Origin of the sequence: Streptomyces sp. CA-251387, from assembly GCF_050936625.1 — a bacterium.
Classification (GTDB): Bacteria; Actinomycetota; Actinomycetes; order Streptomycetales; family Streptomycetaceae; genus Streptomyces.
The window spans coordinates 2288464-2307840 of record NZ_JBNJMJ010000001.1; the positions used below are offsets into that span (position 1 = coordinate 2288464).

17 protein-coding genes are annotated in these 19377 nt (G+C 72.5%); 8 read left to right on the top strand and 9 right to left on the bottom strand.

Features of this window, described 5'->3' with window-relative positions:
- Window positions 1-32 precede the first annotated feature (32 nt).
- The 4 genes from ACQEV2_RS10175 to ACQEV2_RS10190 all read left to right on the top strand — a co-directional run bounded on the left by ACQEV2_RS10175 (window position 33) and on the right by ACQEV2_RS10190 (window position 6461).
- Window positions 33-1568, top strand: a complete 1536-nt coding sequence (locus ACQEV2_RS10175; protein WP_433038822.1) for a PLP-dependent aminotransferase family protein — start codon at window positions 33-35, stop codon at window positions 1566-1568.
- A 476-nt stretch (window positions 1569-2044) separates the two neighbouring features.
- Entirely contained in the window at window positions 2045-4705 is a 2661-nt protein-coding gene (locus ACQEV2_RS10180) for a PEP/pyruvate-binding domain-containing protein (RefSeq protein ID WP_433038824.1), read from the top strand.
- The gene (locus ACQEV2_RS10185) at window positions 4702-5625 is read left to right on the top strand and encodes a hypothetical protein (RefSeq protein ID WP_433038826.1); all 924 of its coding nucleotides are present in this window, start codon (window positions 4702-4704) and stop codon (window positions 5623-5625) included. Before ACQEV2_RS10180 ends, ACQEV2_RS10185 begins: the two co-directional genes overlap by 4 nt.
- Window positions 5626-5756: 131 nt before the next feature.
- Window positions 5757-6461, top strand: coding sequence for a protein-tyrosine phosphatase family protein (locus ACQEV2_RS10190; protein ID WP_433038828.1), 705 nt, complete (start codon window positions 5757-5759; stop codon window positions 6459-6461).
- Window positions 6462-6533: 72 nt separating this feature from the next.
- Here the strand turns inward: ACQEV2_RS10190 and ACQEV2_RS10195 are convergent, their stop codons facing one another.
- The 3 genes from ACQEV2_RS10195 to ACQEV2_RS10205 form a co-directional block, all read right to left on the bottom strand.
- Entirely contained in the window at window positions 6534-7352 is an 819-nt protein-coding gene (locus tag ACQEV2_RS10195; protein ID WP_433038830.1) for an SAM-dependent methyltransferase, read from the bottom strand.
- Window positions 7353-7462: 110 nt separating this feature from the next.
- Window positions 7463-7717, bottom strand: coding sequence for a DUF397 domain-containing protein (locus ACQEV2_RS10200; RefSeq protein ID WP_433038832.1), 255 nt, complete (start codon window positions 7715-7717; stop codon window positions 7463-7465).
- A complete protein-coding gene (locus ACQEV2_RS10205; protein WP_433038834.1) occupies window positions 7718-8578 on the bottom strand; it encodes a helix-turn-helix domain-containing protein in 861 nt (286 codons plus the stop codon). It lies immediately after the preceding gene.
- Window positions 8579-8892: 314 nt separating this feature from the next.
- Here ACQEV2_RS10205 and ACQEV2_RS10210 point away from each other — a divergent pair, with 314 nt between their 5' ends.
- From ACQEV2_RS10210 to ACQEV2_RS10220, 3 genes are all read left to right on the top strand, one after another.
- A complete protein-coding gene (locus tag ACQEV2_RS10210; protein WP_433038836.1) occupies window positions 8893-9543 on the top strand; it encodes an ATP-binding protein in 651 nt (216 codons plus the stop codon).
- Window positions 9534-9968, top strand: a complete 435-nt coding sequence (locus ACQEV2_RS10215; protein WP_433038838.1) for a hypothetical protein — start codon at window positions 9534-9536, stop codon at window positions 9966-9968. Before ACQEV2_RS10210 ends, ACQEV2_RS10215 begins: the two co-directional genes overlap by 10 nt.
- A 390-nt stretch (window positions 9969-10358) precedes the next feature.
- Complete coding sequence (locus ACQEV2_RS10220) at window positions 10359-12221, top strand: ABC transporter ATP-binding protein (protein ID WP_433054330.1); 1863 nt, start codon at window positions 10359-10361, stop codon at window positions 12219-12221.
- Window positions 12222-12292: 71 nt separating this feature from the next.
- Here ACQEV2_RS10220 and ACQEV2_RS10225 read toward each other — a convergent pair whose 3' ends face one another.
- The 5 genes from ACQEV2_RS10225 to ACQEV2_RS10245 form a co-directional block, all read right to left on the bottom strand.
- A complete protein-coding gene (locus tag ACQEV2_RS10225; RefSeq protein WP_433038840.1) occupies window positions 12293-12478 on the bottom strand; it encodes a hypothetical protein in 186 nt (61 codons plus the stop codon).
- A gap of 154 nt (window positions 12479-12632) precedes the next feature.
- Window positions 12633-13322 (bottom strand): DUF899 domain-containing protein, encoded by a 690-nt coding sequence (locus ACQEV2_RS10230; RefSeq protein WP_433038842.1) that lies wholly within the window; start codon window positions 13320-13322, stop codon window positions 12633-12635.
- A gap of 78 nt (window positions 13323-13400) precedes the next feature.
- Window positions 13401-14600: a cytochrome P450 family protein gene (locus ACQEV2_RS10235; protein ID WP_433038844.1), complete on the bottom strand. Its 1200-nt coding sequence runs from the start codon at window positions 14598-14600 to the stop codon at window positions 13401-13403.
- A 23-nt stretch (window positions 14601-14623) separates the two neighbouring features.
- Window positions 14624-14839: a hypothetical protein gene (locus tag ACQEV2_RS10240; RefSeq protein ID WP_433038846.1), complete on the bottom strand. Its 216-nt coding sequence runs from the start codon at window positions 14837-14839 to the stop codon at window positions 14624-14626.
- Between the two features lie 118 nt (window positions 14840-14957).
- Window positions 14958-16310, bottom strand: a complete 1353-nt coding sequence (locus ACQEV2_RS10245; RefSeq protein WP_433038848.1) for an amidohydrolase — start codon at window positions 16308-16310, stop codon at window positions 14958-14960.
- Between the two features lie 137 nt (window positions 16311-16447).
- Between ACQEV2_RS10245 and ACQEV2_RS10250 the strand changes: the two genes are divergently transcribed.
- Complete coding sequence (locus tag ACQEV2_RS10250; protein WP_433038850.1) at window positions 16448-17431, top strand: endonuclease/exonuclease/phosphatase family protein; 984 nt, start codon at window positions 16448-16450, stop codon at window positions 17429-17431.
- Window positions 17432-17471: 40 nt separating this feature from the next.
- On the opposite strand, the gene ACQEV2_RS10255 is transcribed toward ACQEV2_RS10250, so the two are convergent.
- Window positions 17472-19349, bottom strand: a complete 1878-nt coding sequence (locus tag ACQEV2_RS10255; protein ID WP_433038852.1) for an FUSC family protein — start codon at window positions 19347-19349, stop codon at window positions 17472-17474.
- Window positions 19350-19377: the final 28 nt, after the last annotated feature.

Here is a 19377-nt window from a genome sequence, read left to right on the forward strand (position 1 = left end):
GGCTCGAAAGACCGGCTGTAGGGTGCATTTCCATGGCGAAATCATGGGTCAATTCGGCGGAGCGGATCGGCGCCGACCTGTACCTGGACCTCTCCGAAACGTCAGGGTCGTCGGAGGCGTCGGCACCGGGTGGGCGGCGGGCCGCGTTGACCCGTGCGCTGCGCGAGGCGGTGCGCAGTGGGCGGCTCGCGCCCGGCACCCGGCTGCCGCCGTACCGCTCGCTCGCCGCCGACCTCGGGGTCGCCCGCAACACGGTGGCCGACGCCTACGCGGAGCTGGTCGCCGAGGGCTGGCTCACCGCACGGCAGGGCTCCGGGACGAGGGTGGCCATGGGGGTACCGGCCACGCTCGTGAGGCAGTGGGGGAGGGCCGAGCCGCTGAGACATGCCGAGCGAGTGCCCGGTAAGGCACCTCCACGCGCGCGTGGACCTCGGCACGACCTGCGGCAGGGCACCCCGGACGCATCGGCGTTCCCGCGCGCGGCCTGGCTGGCCTCCTACCGGCGGGCCCTCCAGCAGGCGCCGAACGAGGTCTTCGGGCCCGGTGATCCCGCCGGACGCGTCGAACTGCGGGAGGCGCTCACCGAGTACCTGGCACGCGCGCGTGGCGTGCGCACCGAGCCGGGCCGCATCGTGATCTGCTCCGGCTTCGCGCACGCCCTGCGGCTGCTGTTCGGCCAGGACAGGGGCGGGGGCCGCGGCGTGCTGCGCGGGCCCCTGGCCGTGGAGGCGTACGGGCTCGGCTTCCACCGGGAACTCCTCGCCGCAGGGGGCGTACGGACCGTACCGCTCCCCCTGGACGAGGACGGCGCACGCGTCGACCGGCTGGGACGCGAGCGGGCCGTGCTGCTGACGCCCGCGCACCAGTTCCCGACCGGCGGCCCGCTGCACCCCGAGCGCCGCGCGGCCGTGATCGACTGGGCACGCGCGCGTGGGGGCGTGGTTCTGGAGGACGACTACGACGGTGAGTTCCGCTACGACCGCAAGCCCGTCGGCGCCGTCCAGGGCCTCGACCCGGAGCGGGTGATCTTCATCGGCTCGGTCAGCAAGAGCCTGTCGCCGGCGGTGCGGCTGGGGTGGATGGTGCTGCCGGAGCGATACGTCGACGACGTGCTCGCGGCCAAGGGCGAGCGTGAGGCGTGGGCGAGCGTCCTCGATCAGCTGAGCCTCGCCGACCTCATCGCCTCCGGGGCGTACGACCGTCATGTACGGCGTATGCGGCAGCGGTACCGGAGCCGCCGTGACCGCCTCGTCGCGGCGCTCGCCGAGCACGCGCCCCACATCGAGGTCACCGGTGTCGCCGCCGGACTGCACGCCGTGCTGCGGCTGCCGCCCGGCACCGAGCGGTCCGCCGTCAAGGCTGCCACCTGGCAGGGCATCGCGCTGGACGGCCTCGCCGAGTTCCGGCACCCGGAGGCCACGGAGACGGACATGCCCGTCCGCGAGGGCCTCGTCGTCGGCTTCGCGACGCCGGCGGAGCATGCGTACGGCGCGACGCTGGAGGCGCTGTGCGGGGTGCTGCCGCCAGGCGGCGAACCGGGGCAGGGAGGGAGACCGGGCGGCGGGTGAGTCGCGCGGCCCCGGGCCCCGGGCCAGGCCCGCCCGCACCGCTCCCCTGCGCGCAAGAGGCGCCCGGGCCAGGCCCCGCCGCACCGCTCCTGCCCGCAAGACGACCCCAGACCGCGGGTGCACCGCGCTCCAAGCCACAACCGGACCCCAGACCCCGACCGCACCGTGCTCCTGCCTGCGAAGGAGCCCGCCCGTGCCGTCTCCTGCCCGGGAAGGAGCCGAGTACTGCTTCCGCCGGCCGAGTCGTCCCGTCCCGGCATACCGCCGCATTCCGATTTGTTCTCCCATGTGTCCGAAAAGTGGCTTCTGGGCTACATGTATCCGAACAGGAGTGGGATCATCGGAGCAGGAGGCGTGCCGTCGTCGCACCCGGGACCGGGTCGGTAGCGGCTCGCCCCCATCCTTCGTTCCGTCGTCAGGCGCAGGGCCACCCCCGCGCGTCCCCCCTGTTGGCGGTCGGTCCTGGAGGGTGTTCGATGACGACGCTCGATGAACGTCATGGAGAAGCTGCCCGCGACGGGGAAGAGAACCGGGGCGACGTCGCCCCCGGACAGGTCGAGGCGTACGGCCCGGCCGTCGTCCCGCTCGACCAGCCCGGCGCCGCTATCCCCCAGCTCATAGGGTCCAAGGCCGCGAACCTCGCCCGGGCGGCCCGCGCCGGACTGCCCGTACTGCCCGGGTTCGTGATCCCGCACCGGGCGAGCGGCGACACGGTGGCCCTGCGGCGCGCTTGGGACAAGCTCTCCGACGGCGGTGCCCGCCCGCTGGTCGTACGGTCCTCCTCGCCGCAGGAGGACACCGAGGAGTCCTCGCTGGCGGGCCAGTTCGCCTCGGTGCTCGACGTGCGCGGCTGGCGGGCCTTCCGTACGGCCGTACAGACCGTGCTCGACTCGGCGCACCGGTCCGACGGGTCCACGGCGCCGATGGCGGTGCTGGTGCAGCCCATGCTCACGGCACGGGTCGGCGGGGTGATGTTCGGCGCCGACCCGGTCGAGGGGCGGGCCGACCGGCTGCTGGTCAGCGCGGTGCGCGGCGGACCGGACAGCCTGGTCAGCGGGGCGCGGGCCGGTACCGACTACTGGCTGAGCGAGCACGGACGGCTGCTGCGGACGGAGAGTTCGGGCGAGCCGAGGGCGGCGGAGGGCTCAGGGGACCCGCGGAGGAGGTCCCCGAGGGGTTCGAGGGGTCCGCAGGCCTTTGCCTCCGGGAACCCGCACGCCGCGTCCGCGGAGGGCGGCTCGCTGCTGACGCGGGCCGAGTTGTTCCGGCTGGCGCGGCTCGCGCGGCGGGTCCGGCGGGTCTTCGGCGGGCCGCAGGACGTGGAGTTCGGGTTCGACGCGGACGGGCAGCTGTGGCTGTTCCAGAGCCGGCCGATCACGGCGATGGCGGCGCGGCCGGCCCGCGGGGCGCGGCTGCTCGGGCCCGGCCCTGTGGCGGAGACGCTGCCGGAGCAGTTGGGACCGCTGGAGGAGGACCTGTGGGTGGCGCCGATGGCCCGTGGGCTCGCCGCCGCACTCGACATCGGGGGCACTGCGCCGCGCCGGCTGCTGAAGTCGGTGCCCGTGGTCACGACGGTCGCCGGACGCGCCGCCGCCGACCTGCGCCTCCTCGGCGCCGTGCCGCCGCGGCACCGCCGGCTCGCGTGGCTCAACCCGGCGCCCGGCGCGCGCCGGCTCGCCGCCGCGTGGCGGGTGGGCCGCCTCGCGTCCTCCCTGCCCGGGCTGGCGGCCGATCTCGTCGCCGACGTCGACCGCCGCCTCGCCGAGATCCCGTCGCCCGGCGGGCTCTCCGGCGCCGCCCTGGCCGCGGAGCTCCGCTGGACCCGCCGAGTCCTGGTCTCCCTGCACGCCCAGGAGGCCCTCGCCGGGGCCCTCCTCGACGAACCGCCCAAGAGCGGCACCGCGGCCGGCACGGCCCTGGCCGCCTTGGCCGAGGCCCGCGCGCGGGGCGTGCCCGACGACCGGATCGTCGCCATGGACCCCGTGATCCTGGCCCTCACCGCCCCGAGCCTGCGCGGCCACGGACGACTGCCGGGCGCTACGGCGACGCCCCCACCGACGACCACGACGGCTCCCCGCCCGGCTGCGACGGCAGAGCAGCACGGACAGCCGCAGCGCACGACCGCCCCGGACCGGGAAGACACCGAACCCGGACGGCCGACGACACACCCGCCCACCAACGGCACCACCCGCCCCGCAGCGCCACCGACCTGGCCCACACAAGCGGCATCCATGGGCAACGGCCACCGCAGCCACCCGCCCTCCCCGCGTCCGCCGGCCCTCGAACCGGCTCGGCGAGCCACCCCGGCCAACATGCCCGTCGCCGCATACGCCACCCCGTACACCGGCGCCGCGCAGGCCACCCGCCCCCCAGACGCCGCCACCCCGCACACGCCCCCGGTCACCGCGCCCCGGCACGCACTCCCGACCGATCCGCACCCGACCCCGAACCCGCACCCGCACCCGCACCCGCACCCGCAAACGACGGCCCCCAAGCCGACCGGCCCGACCAGCGCGCACCCCCTGATCACACCCGCCACTCCAACCGCACGCCTCACCCCCCTCCCACCCCGCGAAGCCCTCCGCCTCCGTATCCGCTGGGTGCAGGAGCTGCAGGTGCGGCTCGTGCGGGACATGGCGCGGCGGCTGGGGGTCGGCGTGGAGCGCGTCGGGCTGTTGCGGTGGGCGGAGCTGGTCGCCGTGCTGGACGGCGGGGCCCTGCCCGGCGACCTCCACGCGCGCGTGCCGCAGGCCGAGTCGCCGCCGCTGCCCGACACCTTCCGGCTCGCGGACGGTCAGGTCGTCGTCGCCGAGCGCGCGGCGGGCCGGGGCGACGGCGTGCGGGGCGTGTCCGCGGGGCGCGTCGTCGGGACCGTATGGGACGGGGCGGGGCCCCGGCCGGCGGACGCCGTCCTGGTCGTGCGCACCCTGGACCCCGCGCTCGCCCCACTGCTGCCCGGCCTGACCGGCCTGGTCGCCCAGACCGGCAGCCCCTTGTCCCATCTGGCCGTCCTGGCGAGGGAGTTCGGGCTCCCCGCGGTGGTCGGCGCCTCCGACGCCGTACGCCGCTTCCCGCCCGGTTCCCGGCTCACCGTCGACGGGACCGCCGGTGACGTACGACTGGGGGACGCGTCATGAGGAAGATCGCGTACGTCTTCGGAGCGCTGGCCGCCGCCGGCGCGGGCACCTACCTCGTCGTCTATCTGTACCGCTGGCAGTGGCAGCGGGCGATGATCTGCGGGGTGTTGCTGCTGGTCGTCGAGGTGATGTTGCTGGGCCTGGTGACGCTGGGGCGGCTGAACCGGATCGAGGAGCGGCTGCGGGACACCGACCGGCGGCAGCGGGAGTTGGACGCCCGCCAGGAGGACGTGCTGACGCGGCTGCGGGAGCCGGCCGTGACACGCGAGGAGACACGGTTCCGCTGGCTGGACGACTCGGCGGACCGGGCGTACGTCTTCGTCCCGGTCCTCATGGTCGCCGGAGTGGTGCTGTCCGGGCTCGCCTGGGTGGTGCAGAAGGTCGCGTCGGCCACGGCCAGACCCGCCGAGCGCCGTCTGGCCGGGCGGCTGGCCGTCCTCGCCGCGCCCGCTCCGGCGGCACCCGGCGACCTGGACGACCTGCCGGAGCTCGGCGCCGGGGCGTCCCGTGGCCGTACCGCGCGCGTGACGACGGTCGCGGTCTTCAGCGTCGCCCTGCTCGCCGCGCTGGTCGTGGGTCTCGCCGACCTCACCCAGACCAGGGCCGGGGAGGCCAACGAGCACGAGGCGACCTCGGTGCTCGTCCAGATCGATCTGCGGGAGCCGGACGTGTCGTCCGACGGGAAGGCGCTGGCCGCTCACCAGATCTGGGAGAGCTGCCGCCACTCCACGGCCGCACCCCTGCGCAATGCCTCCCTCGGCGATCTCGGGAACGGCATGTACGCCGGGGTCGTGCGGCCGGCGCTCACCGATCACGACGTCATGCGGCTGCGCGGCTGCCTGGAGGACGCGACGTTGGACCGCGCCCATCTCACGGTGGTCGGCGTCTCCGATGTGGAGTCGGGCGACGACTCACGGTGAGCGGGTGGGAGTGAGCGACCGTGCCCGGCAAATGAGACATAGCGCACAGAATCAGACGTAGCACCCTATTGATCACAGACCCGGGGGTACCCTTCCAAGGCGTTCTCGTCCCCTAGTCCCCCAGGTCGCCCATGGCTGTTCTCACCGCAACGCTGCCCCGCCCCGCCCTCCGCAAGCGCCCGCTCTCCCGGCGTGCACTGCGGATCCTCCTCGGCATCGTGATCGGTTACATCGTTCTCTGGGCAGTCGGCGCAGGCAGCATCCTGGGGGCCTCGTACTGGGCCCGCGAGGAGACCCCGGCACCCGCCGGAACACGCTCCGTCCAGGGCGTGAACCACTTCCAGCCCGTCGACACCGACGGGCGGCTGTGGCGCGGTTCCGCCCCCTCCCCCGCCGGTTACCGGGCACTGGCGGGCATGGGCATCACCACCGTCGTCGACCTGCGCGCCGAGGACATGAGCGCGGCCCAGCTGGCCGAACCGGGCAAGGCCGGGCTGAACGTCGTACGCCTGCCGATCCGCGACGGACAGACGCCGTCGCCGCAGCAGGTGCAGCGCTTCATCGACGCCGTCTCCTCGTCGTCCGGCCCGGTGTTCGTGCACTGCGGCGCGGGTGTCGGCCGTACGGGCGCGATGGTCGCGGCGTACCTCGTGAAGACCGGCGAGGAGTCGCCGTCGCAGGCCGTCCGGCGCAACCTCGCGGTCGGACCGCCGTCGCTGGAGCAGATCTACTACGGGCTCAACCTCAGCCCCGCCAAGGCCGAGCAGCCTCCGCTGCCGGTGGTGGTCGTCAGCCGGCTGGTGGACGCACCGCGGCGCCTCATGTCGTACCTGTGAGGCCACTTGTGAGGCCGTAGGGCAACGAGCCCTACGGCCTCTGCCACTTGGGAGCCTCAGCACTGTGCCGCGCTACGGCTTGCGCCCCACCGCCCCGTACCCGGGAATGACCCCATCGTCCTGCCCGGGTACCGGCTCACCGAGCTCGGGATGCCAGCGGTGGGGCACTTCCACGCCTGGCTCGACGAGTTCGAGGCCCGCGAAGAAGCGGGTGAACTCCTCGCGGGAGCGCAGGGCCAGCGTGACGCCGGCCGCCTTGAGCTTCTCGGTCGCCGCCTTGGACTCCTCGGGGGTGAAGTCCGCGGTGGCATGGGAGACCACCAAGTAGCTGCCGGAGGGGAGTTCGGACAGCAGCCGGTCGACCAGGTCGTGCGCACCGTCCTCGTCGGACACGAAGTGCAGCAGCGCGACGAGGGACAGGGCCACCGGCTCGCCGAAGTCCAGGACGCGCTTGGCGCCTTCGAGGATGGCGTCGGGGTCGCGCACGTCGGCCTGGAGGTACTCCGTCGTCCCCTCCTCGGCGCCGCGCAGCAGGGCCGCCGCGTGCGCGAGCACGATGGGGTCGTTGTCGCAGTAGACGACGCGCGCGTCCGGCGCGATCTCCTGGGCGACCTGGTGGAGGTTCGGCTCGGTCGGGATGCCGGTGCCGATGTCCAGGAATTGGCGGACGCCCTGCTGGGCGAGCCAGCGGGTGGCGCGGTGCATGAACGCGCGGTTGACCCGCGCCATCACCGGGACGCGCGGGTCGAGGGCGAGCATCTGCTGCCCCATGGCCTCGTCGACCGGGTAGTTGTCCTTGCCGCCGAGATACCAGTCGTACATGCGCGCGGGATGCGGCTTGCTGGTGTCGATCTCCACGAAACGGTTCCGCCCGGTCATGACGAACTCCATAAGGGTCTGCGGTGGTCGATGATCAACTCAGTACCAAACAAGGGAAGTGCCGGCAGAAGAAGCGACGGGAGAAGAAGTGGCTGAACAACATGCCCGGACACGGCGCCGGGTCAGGACAGCAGGAAGTCCGCCTCCCCCGCCTTGGCGCCCTCGATGAACGCCGTCATTTCGTCCGGGGTGTAGATCAGGGCCGGACCGTCCGGGTCGGTCGACTGACGGACGGCGATTCGGCCGTCGGCGAGCTTCATCGCCTCCAGGCAGCTGCCGCCGTTGCCGCCGCTCCACGGCTTGTGCCAGCCCTCGCTGCCCAAGTCCCGCGCGGGCATGCCGTTGTAGACGCGTATGCGCGGCTTGATGCGATCCATTCACAGCTCCTTGCGGAGACCCCGGAGGATCTCCTTCGTGCGATGTGCCGTGGCGGCCTGCGCCGCCATGCGGTCCATGACCTCGAGATGGGTCGCCACCTCGACGCGCGCGTCGAGGTAGACGGCGCCGGTCAGGTACTCGATGTAGACCATGTCCGGAAGCTCCGGCATGGCGAATCGGAACAGCGCGAAGGGCCCGTACGTGCCGGGGTGCGGTCCGTTCGCGAACGGGACCACCTGCAGCGTCACGTTGGGCAGCTTCGTGGCCTCGAGCAGCCTGTCGATCTGGGCACGCATCACCTCCGGGCCGCCGACGCGGCGGCGCAGCACGGTCTCGTCCATCACCACCCACAGCCGGGGCGCGTCGTCACGGGTGAGCAGTTGCTGGCGTTGCATGCGCAAGGCGACATGACGCTCGATGTCGTCCGGGCTGGTCTGGCCGATGGCGCCCGACCGCAACACTCCGCGCGCGTAGTCCTCGGTCTGCAACAGGCCGGGCACGAAGTGGGGTTCGTACGACCGGATGAGCGCGGCCGCGCCCTCCAGGCTGACGTACATCGAGAACCAGCCGGGCAGGATGTCGTGGAACCGCTGCCACCAGCCGGGCTTGTTGGCCTCCTCGGCCAGTTGCACGAAGGCGTCGGCCTCGTCGTCCGCGATGCCGTAGGCCTTCAGGAGCAGTTGGAGGTACGGGATCTTGAGTGTGACCTCGGCCGTCTCCATACGGCGGACCGTGGCGGGGGCGACGCGGAGGATACGGGCCGCCTCCTCGCGTTTGAGTCCGGCGCGTTCCCGCAGGTCCAGCAGGCGCCGACCGAGAACGACCTGACCGACCGTCGGCGCGGACCGCGGCTCGCTCACGCTCCACCTCCACGATGAATCCCGACAGACGACTGAATCCTGGCCAACCGACTGAACCCTGGCAGGCCAACTGAACCTTGACCGACCAACCGAACCTTGAGGGACCAACCGAACCCTGACGGGCCAACTGAACCCTGACAGACCGACGGCGCCATTCGAAGACCTATTCGAAGATCGCGGGTGGATCTTCGGTGATCCCAACTGGCGCCGTTCGACATGCTGTTGCGAGCAGTGTGCCACGGCCTTCCAGAGAGTCACACAGCACTCTGCAATTTTCAGAGTGACTCTTGCCAAGTGTTCGCGACGGGGCGATAGTGGCAAGCGTGATTCCGTCCCCGCCCTTAGGAACAGACGCCGCCGCGGTCCCCCACGACCTCGGTGCCGCCCCGGCAGTAGGGCCCCAGCGGGGCGCCGCCGCCGAGCGCCGGTTCCGCTTCGAACTGGCCGCGCATCCGGGTTCTCCCGCGCAGGCCAGACGCCTGACCAGGGCTCGGCTGGGCGGCTGGTCGGTGTGCGAGGACACCTGCGACACGGCGGCTCTCGTCGTGTCCGAGCTGGTCACCAACGCGATCGTGCACACCGCCAGCGAGCACATCGTGTGCGAGCTGCACGACGGCGCCGAGCTGGTGCGTATAGCCGTGCGTGACGAGGGGTGCGCTCCGGGTGAGCCGCACCCGTTGGCGGCGCGGCCCGAGGAGGAGCACGGGAGGGGACTGCTCCTCATCGACGCCCTCTGCCATGCGTGGGGAGTTCATGAGCAGGGGTCCGGGCTGGTGATCTGGGTGGATCTGCCGCGTGGGGCCGCGTTCCGGGGGGCCTCCCGCGGCGGTTCTCACCAGGGCACCGAGCCGTGCGACGACCTCGGATGGGGGTCCCGGCCCAAGCCGGGGCCGTCCGGGGGTTCCGGTGACGAGGACGAGGCGCAGGGGTGGTACGGCATGGGGGCGGGGGCCGGATGGCTGTGAGCCGTGGCTCCGGCGGGGGCCAGGTGCTGAGCCTGGACACGCTGGTCCGGCTCCGTCGTGGTCTGCGCACCGCTGACGTGCCTCGGCGGCTGCCCGTCCCCGACGGGATGACGGTTCCTCTGGGCTGCGACGCGGTCGCGGTTCCCGCCCGCTTCGGGCCTCTCGTTCTGCCTCGGCTGCCTCGCGTGGGGTGTGTCTACGCCGACGAGTCGCACTGGTGGTGGATCGTGCCGTCCGACTCCGACTATGCGTTGCACTGGCCGGCGTCCGTGCGGTACACGACGGGGGCCCTTGTTCTGGACACTCCGCGTCTGATCCATCGGCCGGATGGGACGGTGCCGTATACGCCGCCGATTCCGCTGTACTTGGCCCTGTGCAGGGTTATGGGGACTACTCCGACGTGGTCCAGACAGCTCAGTGCGTGAGGCTGCCTCGTCTTTCTCCCCCCGCCGCCCCTACCCGTCCCATCCTGAAGGGGCTCCGCCCCTTCGACCCCGTGAAAGATGTAGACCGGCATCGCCCTGAGGGGCGCGGGGAACTGCGCGAGCAACCCCCCACAACCCGCACCCGCCGAAGACCCTGAAGCCCCACGGCGCCCCCGCCCCGCGTCAGCGAGTCGCGGCGTACGCCCGCGCGCACCCCCACCCCTCACTCGCGCCCTCCCCCGAACCCGCCCACCCCGCCATAGTGGCCCTCCGTCACGAGTGACGGTCGGGGGAGGCCGAGTGGTGGGGAAGAAGCGTCGTTCTGGTGAGGTCGCGGCCGAGGTGTCCGAATCGGAGCGGCTGTTGTTCGGCGGGGCCTTGCGGTACGACATGGGGTGGAATCAGCACCGGGACGCCTTTCTGGAGCTGGGCTTCCGGGCCATGGTGACGCGGTTGCCGTCGCTGTTGTCGTCCAGCTTCCGGCTGGCCTGGCAGGCCGATCGGCGTGCCGCGCGGACCGTGCTGGGCGCCGAGGTGGTCCGGGGACTGGCGCAGGCGGTGGGGCTGCTCGCCGTCAACAGTGTGCTGGGGCGGATCATGGGAGGCGGGGCGCTGGAGGAGCGGTTACGCGGCGCCGTTCCCGCGCTCGCCACCATGGCCGCCGTGATGGTGGTCTCGACGCTGCTGCGGGCGGCATCGACGTACGCCACCGGGCGTCTGGAGCCCAAGGTGGAGCGAGTGGCGACCGAGCTGTATCTCGAGCGCGCGGCGGCCGTGGAGCTCGCCGCGATCGAGGACCACGCCTTCCACAAGCTGCTGGACACCGCCCAGTACGGCGCATCGTCCGCCCGCCGCATGATCTCGTACAGCACTCGTGTCGTGAACGCGGCCATCTCGCTCATCGCCGCCGCGGGCGTGCTCACCGTGCTGCACCCCGCCCTGCTCCCCCTGCTCGCCACCATGACCCTGCCCAGCGCCTGGAGCGCCCTGACCAACGCCCGGCGCCGCTACGAGTCGTTCCACACCTGGGTGCAGCACTCCCGCGCCGGCCATCTGATCAGCGGGCTGCTGACCGAGCCCGCCGCCGCGCCCGAGATCCGCGTCCATGGTGTCGGGCCCTTCCTGCTGCGTCACTACCGGGCCATGTCGGAGACGGCGGAGGCGGAACAGGCCCGGCTGGCCCGGCTCGCGGCGCGTACGGGGCTCATCGCGGCGGTGTGGACGGGCCTCGCGACCGTCGCGACGTACGCCACGCTGGGCGGGCTGCTGCTCGCCGGCGCCATGGCGCTCTCCGTGGCGGGTACGGCCGTGATCGCCATCCGCACCGGCTCGTCGAGCCTCGACAGTCTGGTCCTGGAGGTCAACGCTCTGCACGAGGAGGCCCTCTTCGTGGGCGATCTGCAGCGGCTGTACGTCGAGGCGGCCGAGCGGGCGATTCCGGTCGGTGGGGCCCAGTTGCCCGACGACCCCGAGGAGATCCGCTTCGAGAACGTCAGCTTCTCCTACCCCGGCGAGTCCTCCCGCCCCGCCCTCGACGACGTCACGCTCACCCTCCCGCTCGGCCGGATCGTCGCCCTGGTCGGCGAGAACGGCTCCGGGAAGACCACTCTGGTGAAGCTGCTGGCGGGCCTCTACACGCCGGACCGCGGCCGCATCCTCTGGGACGGCGTGGACGCGGCGACCGCCGACCGGCACCAGCTCGCCGAGCGCATCGCGATGGTGGCGCAGGACTTCAAGCGCTGGCCGTTCACGGCCAGGGTCAATGTCGCCGTCGGCCGTTCGTCGGCGCCGCTCACCGAGGAGCGCCTGGCCGCCTCGCTCGCCGAGGCCGGGGCCGAGGAGGTGGTGGCCGATCTGCCGCGCGGTCTGGACACCCTGCTGGCCCGGCAGTTCAGCGGCGGGCACGAGCTGTCCGGCGGGCAGTGGCAGCGGCTCGGGATCGCCCGGGCCGCTTACCGGCGCGGCCGCATCCTGATCGTGGACGAGCCGACGGCCGCCCTGGACGCACGGGCCGAGCTGGAGGTCTTCGAGAAGATCCGCGCCCTGGCCTCCGCCGGCCAGACGGTCGTCCTCATCACCCACCGACTGGCGTCCGTACGCCATGCCGATCTGGTGCACGTCCTCGACCAGGGCAGGCTCGTGGAGTCCGGGACACCGGACGAGCTGCTGGCCACCGGCGGGGTCTACGCGGAGCTGTACTCGCTCCAGGCGGAGCAGTTCACCGCACGGGTGCCCGCTCCGAAGGCGGGCTGATCAGCAAGAGGCCCGCCCTTGAGGCGGGCCGTCAGCACGAGGGCCCGACCGGACGCCGGGCCGCTCTCGTCTCACGCGGCGGCGTCAGCCGTGACCTCGCCGCGGACGATCACCAGGAACGCGTCCGTCGCGAGGTCCATGACGACCTCCGCGGGCAGACCTTCCATCCGCCGCGCGTGCGCGAACTCCTCCGCCGGCCACGATCCCCGCGGCCCGCCCGCGGGAAAGCGTTCGAGCACTGTTCGCCCGTTCACCATCTCGCACCTCCAGTAAGCGTTGTACTTGTAGGAGTTAACGCCTGCCGGGGGTGAAACGCCTCGCCCGGTGACGGGACTGAGACGTAGTTGACACTCGTTCACCGCGATGTGTGAGCATCCGCTCACTCTCGATGATCAATGCTTACTGCTTGTGTCAATCTTCGTACTCATCGTGATAGCGGATGCGCTCACTGCCCGCAGGCGCCCCAAGAGCCGACGCGCGCCCCTTGGGCTCCTCCCACTCCTCCTGCCGGCCCAGCGCGGTGAGGTCCAGGAAGCTGGTGGTCGAGCCCAGCCCGTCGAGGCCGCGCTCGTAGGTCGAGTAGGTGTGGAAGACCCGCTCCCGGTCCCGCAGGAAACAGCTGACGCCGGGCCGCTCCACCAGCTCACCCTCGTGCTCCAAGGTCGCCTCGAAGGCGTGGTTGAAGTCACTGCCGTACGACGAGTACCACGGCACCGTCCAGCCCATGCGCGCCTTGAACGGCAGGATCTTCGGGTACGGCGCCCTGGAGACGGCGACCAGCGTCGTGCCGCGTGCCTTCAGGTGCGTCAAGTGCCCGATCTGGTCCAGGAACCCGGAGCAGCTGCGGCAGCCGGCGTCCCATTCGGGGGCGAACATGAAGTGGTAGACGACGAGTTGATGCCGCCCCTCGAAGAGGTCGAGCAGCGTGGCCTTGCCGTCGCCGCCCTCGAAGACGTACTCCTCCTCGATCTCGACCATGGGCAGTCTGCGCCGTTCGGCGTTGAGGGCGTCACGCGCGCGCGTGGCCGCCTTCTCCTTGACCAGCAGTTCCTCGCGTGCCGCGCGCCACTGCTCGCGCGAGACGATCTCCGGAAGCGACATGGGCCCCCTCCTGTGCGACGGTCCGTTCGGGGTGGTGACCGGTGGGAGGGACGGAACTCATCGCCGGCGAGGAGAATTTCAGGAGATTTTCTCGGAGCAGGAGGGCTTCTCGGAGTACGACACCGGCAACGAGAGAAGGCCACGCGCGCGCAGCGAGCGGCGCCACCGGATGTCCGTGTCCGCGAGAGCGAGTTCGGGGAACCGCTCCAGGAGGGCGGCCAGGGCGATCTCGGTCTCGGCGCGGGCCAGGGGTGCGCCGAGGCAGTAGTGGATGCCGTGGCCGAGGGCGAGATGTCCGGAGGCGTCGCGGGAGAGGTCGAGGCGGTCGGGGTCGGGGAAGCGGGCGGGGTCGCGGTTGGCGGCGGCCAGGGACAGCAGGACGGTCTCGCCGGCGGGGACGGTGACGCCGCCGATGGTGACATCCTCCGTGGGGAAGCGGCGGATGGCGAGCAGGGCGGGGCCCTCGTAGCGGCTGAACTCCTCCACGGCGGCCGGGAGTCGCGCGGGACGCTCGCGCAGGGCGGCGAGCTGCTCGGGGTGTCGGAGCAGCGCCAGCACCGCGTTCCCGATGAGCTGCACGGTGTTCTCGTATCCGGCGAAAAGGATGAGGAAGGCGAGGGACATCAGCTCGTCCTCGCTCAACCGGTCGCCCTCGTCCCGGACCGCGATCAGGTCCGAGAGCAGGTCGTCGGCGGGCTCCTTCCGCTTGTCCGCGAGGAGTTCGCCGAAGAAGCCGAGCATCGCCGCCACCGCTCCCTTGGCGTCCTGCGGGCGGGTCGGGTCGGGGGCCAGGAGTGTGTCGGTCCACACCCGGAAGTCACGCCGGTGCCGGTCCGGGACACCCAGGAGGTCGCAGATGACGGTGATGGGGAGGGGCGCCGCATAGGAGGCGATCAGATCGGTGGTGCCGTGCCGGCCGAGGGCGTCGAGCAGGCGGTCGGCGGTCTCACGGATGGGCACGCGGAGCTGTTCGACCCGGCGCGGGGTGAAGGCCCGGACGACCAGCCGGCGGATGCGGGTGTGGTCGGGCGCCTCCATGTTGAGGAGGTTGGCATCGAGGGCGGGCGGCAGGGACAGACCCTGGTAGTTGCCCTCCTTCGCATGCCTCTTGTCCACGGACAGCCGCGGGTCGGTCAGGGCCTCGCGTACGTCCTGGTACCGGGTGACGACCCACGCGGGGTTGCCGTCGGTGCCGGCGATGCGGTGCACCGGCGCGGTGTCGCGCAGGCGCCGGTACACGTCGTGGGGATCGTTGAGGAGGCCGTCGGCGGGGTCCATGCGGATCAGCCTAGTGCCGAAGATCACGGGCTGCCCGACTGCGTTACGCCCTGGGCGAGTTGGCCGACCACGTCCACGACTCCCTGTCCGAAGGCGGTCGGCGCGACAAGGATGCCGAACACCAGCACGATGGCCACCGTCAGCTTCTCGTCGTTCCGGCTCCGCGCCTGCGTGCGCCGGCGCAGTCGCACGACGATGATGACAGCGAGCAGTACCGCCACGTTGATCGTCAGCTCCACCCGGCCAGCCCTCCCGTCAGACAGGTGCGTTCCGGCTTTCCTGTGTAGCGCGAAACCACCTTGGGCTACCGATCAACTACCGCTGGTTGGCGGCAAAACGCTTCTGCGAGGCCGGATTTCAGGTCTTGTAATCCTGGATCCGCTTGCCGTGACTCCGGTCCAACAAGGCCGGCAGGCGCTCACCCAACTCCCGCACCACGGCGGGCACATCGATCGTCAGCAGCTCCCTGTCGCGCATCAGCACCCGCCCGTCGACGATCGTCGTGCGGACGTCGGAGGAGCGGGCGCTGTGGACGAGGGTGGCGGGGAGGTCGTGGACGGGCTGGGTGTGCGGGCCGGTGAGGTCGACCAGGATGATGTCGGCGCGTCGGCCCGGGGCGATGCTGCCGACGACGTCGCCCAGGCCGACGGCGCGGGCGCTCTGCAGGGTGGCGTGATGCAGGGCTTGACGGGACGTCAGCCAGCGCGGGTCGCCGGTGCTCGACTTCTGGATGAGGGCGGTGAGGGCCATCGACTCCCATACGTCGAGGGAGTTGTTGGAGGCGGCGCCGTCCGTGGCGAGGCCGACGGGGATGCCGAGGTCGTGCAGGGCGCGTACGGGTGTGGTGGTGGGCCAGGCGAACTTGAGGTAGCCGCGGGGCGAGGTCGCGACGGCGACGCGTCCCACCGCGTTCTGGAGGACGGGCAGGTCGCGGTCGAGGATGCCGGTGCCATGGGCGATGAGGACGTCCGTGTCGAGGAGGCCGGTGCGCTGCAGGACCTCGATGGGCGTGACGCCGTGGCGGGCGAGGCTGGTGTCGGCCTGGTCGCGGTTCTCGGAGGCGTGGAGGTGGACGGGGAGGCCGTGCTCGCGGGCGAGTGCGGCGGTGGCGGTGAGGTCGGCGTCGTCGACGGTGTAGGGGGCGTGCGGGGCGAGGGCGGTGGTGATACGGCCGCCGGCGCCACCGCGATGCCGTAGCGCGAACTCCAGTGACCGCTCCCGCCCTTGCGTGCCCTGGGAGGAGAAGTAGGCCTCCCCGAGGTGCGCCCGCATCCCGCACTCCGCGACGACGGCGGCTACGGCATCCATCGAGAAGTAGTGGTCGGCGAAGCAGGTGACCCCGCCGCGGATCATCTCGGCGCAGGCGAGCCGGGCCCCCAACTCAACGTCCTTCTCGGTGAGGTTGGACTCGACGGGCCAGACGACGTCGTTGAACCACTCCTCGGTGGGCAGGTCCTCGGCGACACCGCGCAGGGCGACCATCGGGGCGTGCGTATGGCAGTTGATCAGGCCGGGCAGGGCGACCTGGCCGCGCGCGTCGATGCGCTCGGCCGCGGGCAGGTCCTCGGCCTCCGCACTGCCGATCACCGCTTCGACGACCCCGTCCCGCACGACGATCGCGGCGTCCTCGGCGAACCCGATCCGCTCATGATCGTCGTGCGTGAGAACCGTGCATCGGGTGATGATGAGACCGGCGGGAGAAGGCGTCATACACGCACCGTACGGCGCGGTCATGCCCTCGGAGGGGGTGAACCGCGCATCCCGTCGCCGCTCTGTCCCGGCGACGCGGGCACGTGCACGCTGGGCCTCACCACAGCCCGTCGTACGGCTTCTGGAAGGGGCCCGACATGCTCCTCGGTACGTGGAATCTCGAGAATCTGATGCTGCCGGGCGACGAGCAGGGCGCCCCGAAGACCCAGGCCGAGTACGAGGCGAAAGTGGAGGCCCTCGCCTCCGTGATCACCGCGCTCGACCCGATGCTGCTGGGCGTCCAGGAGGTCAAGCAGGAGGAGGCGCTCGCCGACCTGGTCGAGGCCGTGGGCGGGGAGTGGCACACCGCGCTGTCCCGGCACCGGGACGGCCGGGGCATCCGCGTCGGCTTCATCAGCCGTACGCCGATGCGCGTGCTGCGGGACACGCGGATGTTCGCGGACAGGCTGCGCCCCGTGCAGAGCGACGACGGCCTGCAGCCCGGCGAGCACGACCGGGAGACCAGCCGCGGTTTCCTCGCGGTGGAGCTGGACGCCGGCGGCGGTCCGCTGCGGGTGGCCGTCGCCCATCTGAAGTCGAAGCTGCTGACCTACCCGGGCAACGGCGACAAGAGGCGCTTCCACCCGCACGACGAGGGCGAACGGGCCCGCTTCGGCGCCTACGCCCTCTACCGGCGGGCCGCTGAGGCGACGACCCTGCGCGCCCTCGCGGACGAACTCCTCGACGGCGACGGACGCGAGCGGGACGTGGCGGTCCTCGGCGACATGAACGACGTGGCGAACGCCGCGACCACGCAGATGCTGCTCGGCCCTCCCGGCTCCGAGCTCGACAGGGAACGCGCCTTCCTCAAGCCCGACTTGGGCGATCCGCTCCGGCTGTGGAACGTGGCCCCGCGCATCCGCCCCAAGCGGCGCTTCTCCCGTGTCAGCTTCGGGCGCGCCGAGCTGATCGACCACGTCCTGGCGAGCCACCGGCTGGTGCGCCGCCTCACCGCGGCGGGCACGGGCCTGCCCGACCTGCAGGAGGAGCCCCTGGAACTGCCGTCCGTCGGCGAGGACCCGACGGACCGGGTCGGAACGCCGGGGTCGGACCATGCGCCGGTGTGGATACGGGTGGACTGACGGGACGGAACGGGGGGCGAGGGCGACGGGGCGGGCGGCGTCAGCCGGCGAGGCGCACCGGAGGGACGTCGGGGACCCGTACTCCGGCCCGCTCCCCGCGCGCGTGGAGCTCATCCAGCAGTTCGGCGAGCCGCTCGGTGTGCCGGGGCGTGAGCCGTCCCGTGTCGTCGAGGTGCACGGCGCACGCGGTGGTGGTGTCGACGAGCCGTTCGAGCAGGGCGGCCACCTCGTCGGCGCCCTCCGTGTGCCGGGCGAGCGCGGGCAGTTCGGCGGAGGCGACGGCGATGGCGGTACGGGCCTCGGCGAGCGCCCGATAGGCCTCGCGGCGCAGGGTCCAGCGGGCGGCGCGGTCGTCGGACTCGCTCAGCACATGGGCGAGGTAGGCATGCGCGGCCCGGCCTGCCGCCGTGAGCCGGGCCCGCACGCCCCCACCCCGCTGCCCGGGCATCGGCAGATGCCCGACGACGAGCACGATCGCGCAGGCCAGCAGGGTCTCCCCGATCCGGCCGGCGGAGGCCTGCGGCTCGCCGCCCACCATGACCAGGGCGAGCACGAGGACCGTCACCACGGCGGTCTGGGCGGCGAAGTGCCGCGTGGCGACGGGGATGAGGGCGCCGCTGACCGCCACGAGCGCGATGAGCCCTTCCGGCCGGGGCAGCACGGCCGCGAACCCGGCGAAGAGAAGGGCGCCCAGCACGGTGCCCGCGGCCCGGCACAGCACCCGGGACGCGAGGGGCCCGAGATCGGGCTTGACGAGGAAGACGGCGGTGGCCGGGAGCCAGTACCAGTGCTCGTGCTGCCCGTACCACTGGGCGTGGTGCAGGGCCTGCGCGATGGCGGCGCTGGCCCCGAAGCAGAGGGCGACCCGGAGCCCGTACTCCCGCCCGCCGACCCCGAACACGGCACGCACGAGATCCTTGCCCGTACGGCGCCGGGTGTGCAGGTCGTCGCTGTCGCCCCGGCCCCGGTCGAAGGCCTCGGCGGCTCGCAGCAGGGCGTCGTCGAGGGCGCGCAGGGCGGGCGCGGAACGGGAGGGCGCGGGGAGCGGGCCGGTGTGCGTGCTGCCCCGCACGGCGGCGGCGAGGCGGCGGGGGCCTTCCGAGGCCCGGACCGGCACTGGTTCCCCGGCCCAGGCGAGCGCGGTCGCGGCCTCGGCGAGGGGAAGGGCGGCCGCGTACTGGGCATGCAGCCGCCGCTCGGCGGACGAGGAGGCGTACCGCCGCAGCCGGGGCCCGGCGAGGGCGTCCTGCGCGTGATCGAGGGCGGCGGTCAGCGCGGCACGGCGAGCGGTGGCGCGGTCGGTCCCCACGGCATCGAGCAACTCGGCGACGGCGTCGTACACCCCCGCTACGGCATCCCGCTCCCCGTCGAACCGGAAGTCCCCGGCGAGGGAGCCGGGCGTGGGCAGCACGAGCCGCAACGCGAGCAGCCACGCCGCCCCCGCGAGGTAGGCGAGCGCCCGCAGCCACCCGCTCTCGGGCAATGGCATCCCGGCCCCGACGGCGGCGGCGACGAGGAGCTGCGTACCGGAAGCGGAGGCGACCGGTCCGACGGCACTGATGCCTCCGGCGAAGAGCCCGAGCCCGGTGAGGACGAGGGTGAGCGGAACGGCTCCGACCTGTTCTCCCGCATACGTCCCGACGAACATCCCCACCGCCCCCGCCAGCGCGGGCACCCCGAGCCGCTTGACAGAGACACGACGACTGCCGGGGCGGTCGTTGATACCGGCGAGCATGGCGGCTATGGCGGCTACGACGCCGAGAGTGGTGTGGCCGGCGAGGACCGCGGCGAGCAGGAGGGGCCCCGCGGACAGAGCTCCCCGCACGACCGCGTTCCAGGGCACGGGCCCACGCTGAGCGCGGAGAGTGTGAGCGAGCCAGGGCGGAAGGGTGACACTCGGTGCGGCGGGGCGGGACACAAGGCTCCTGTCGTCTGTGTGAGGCGGG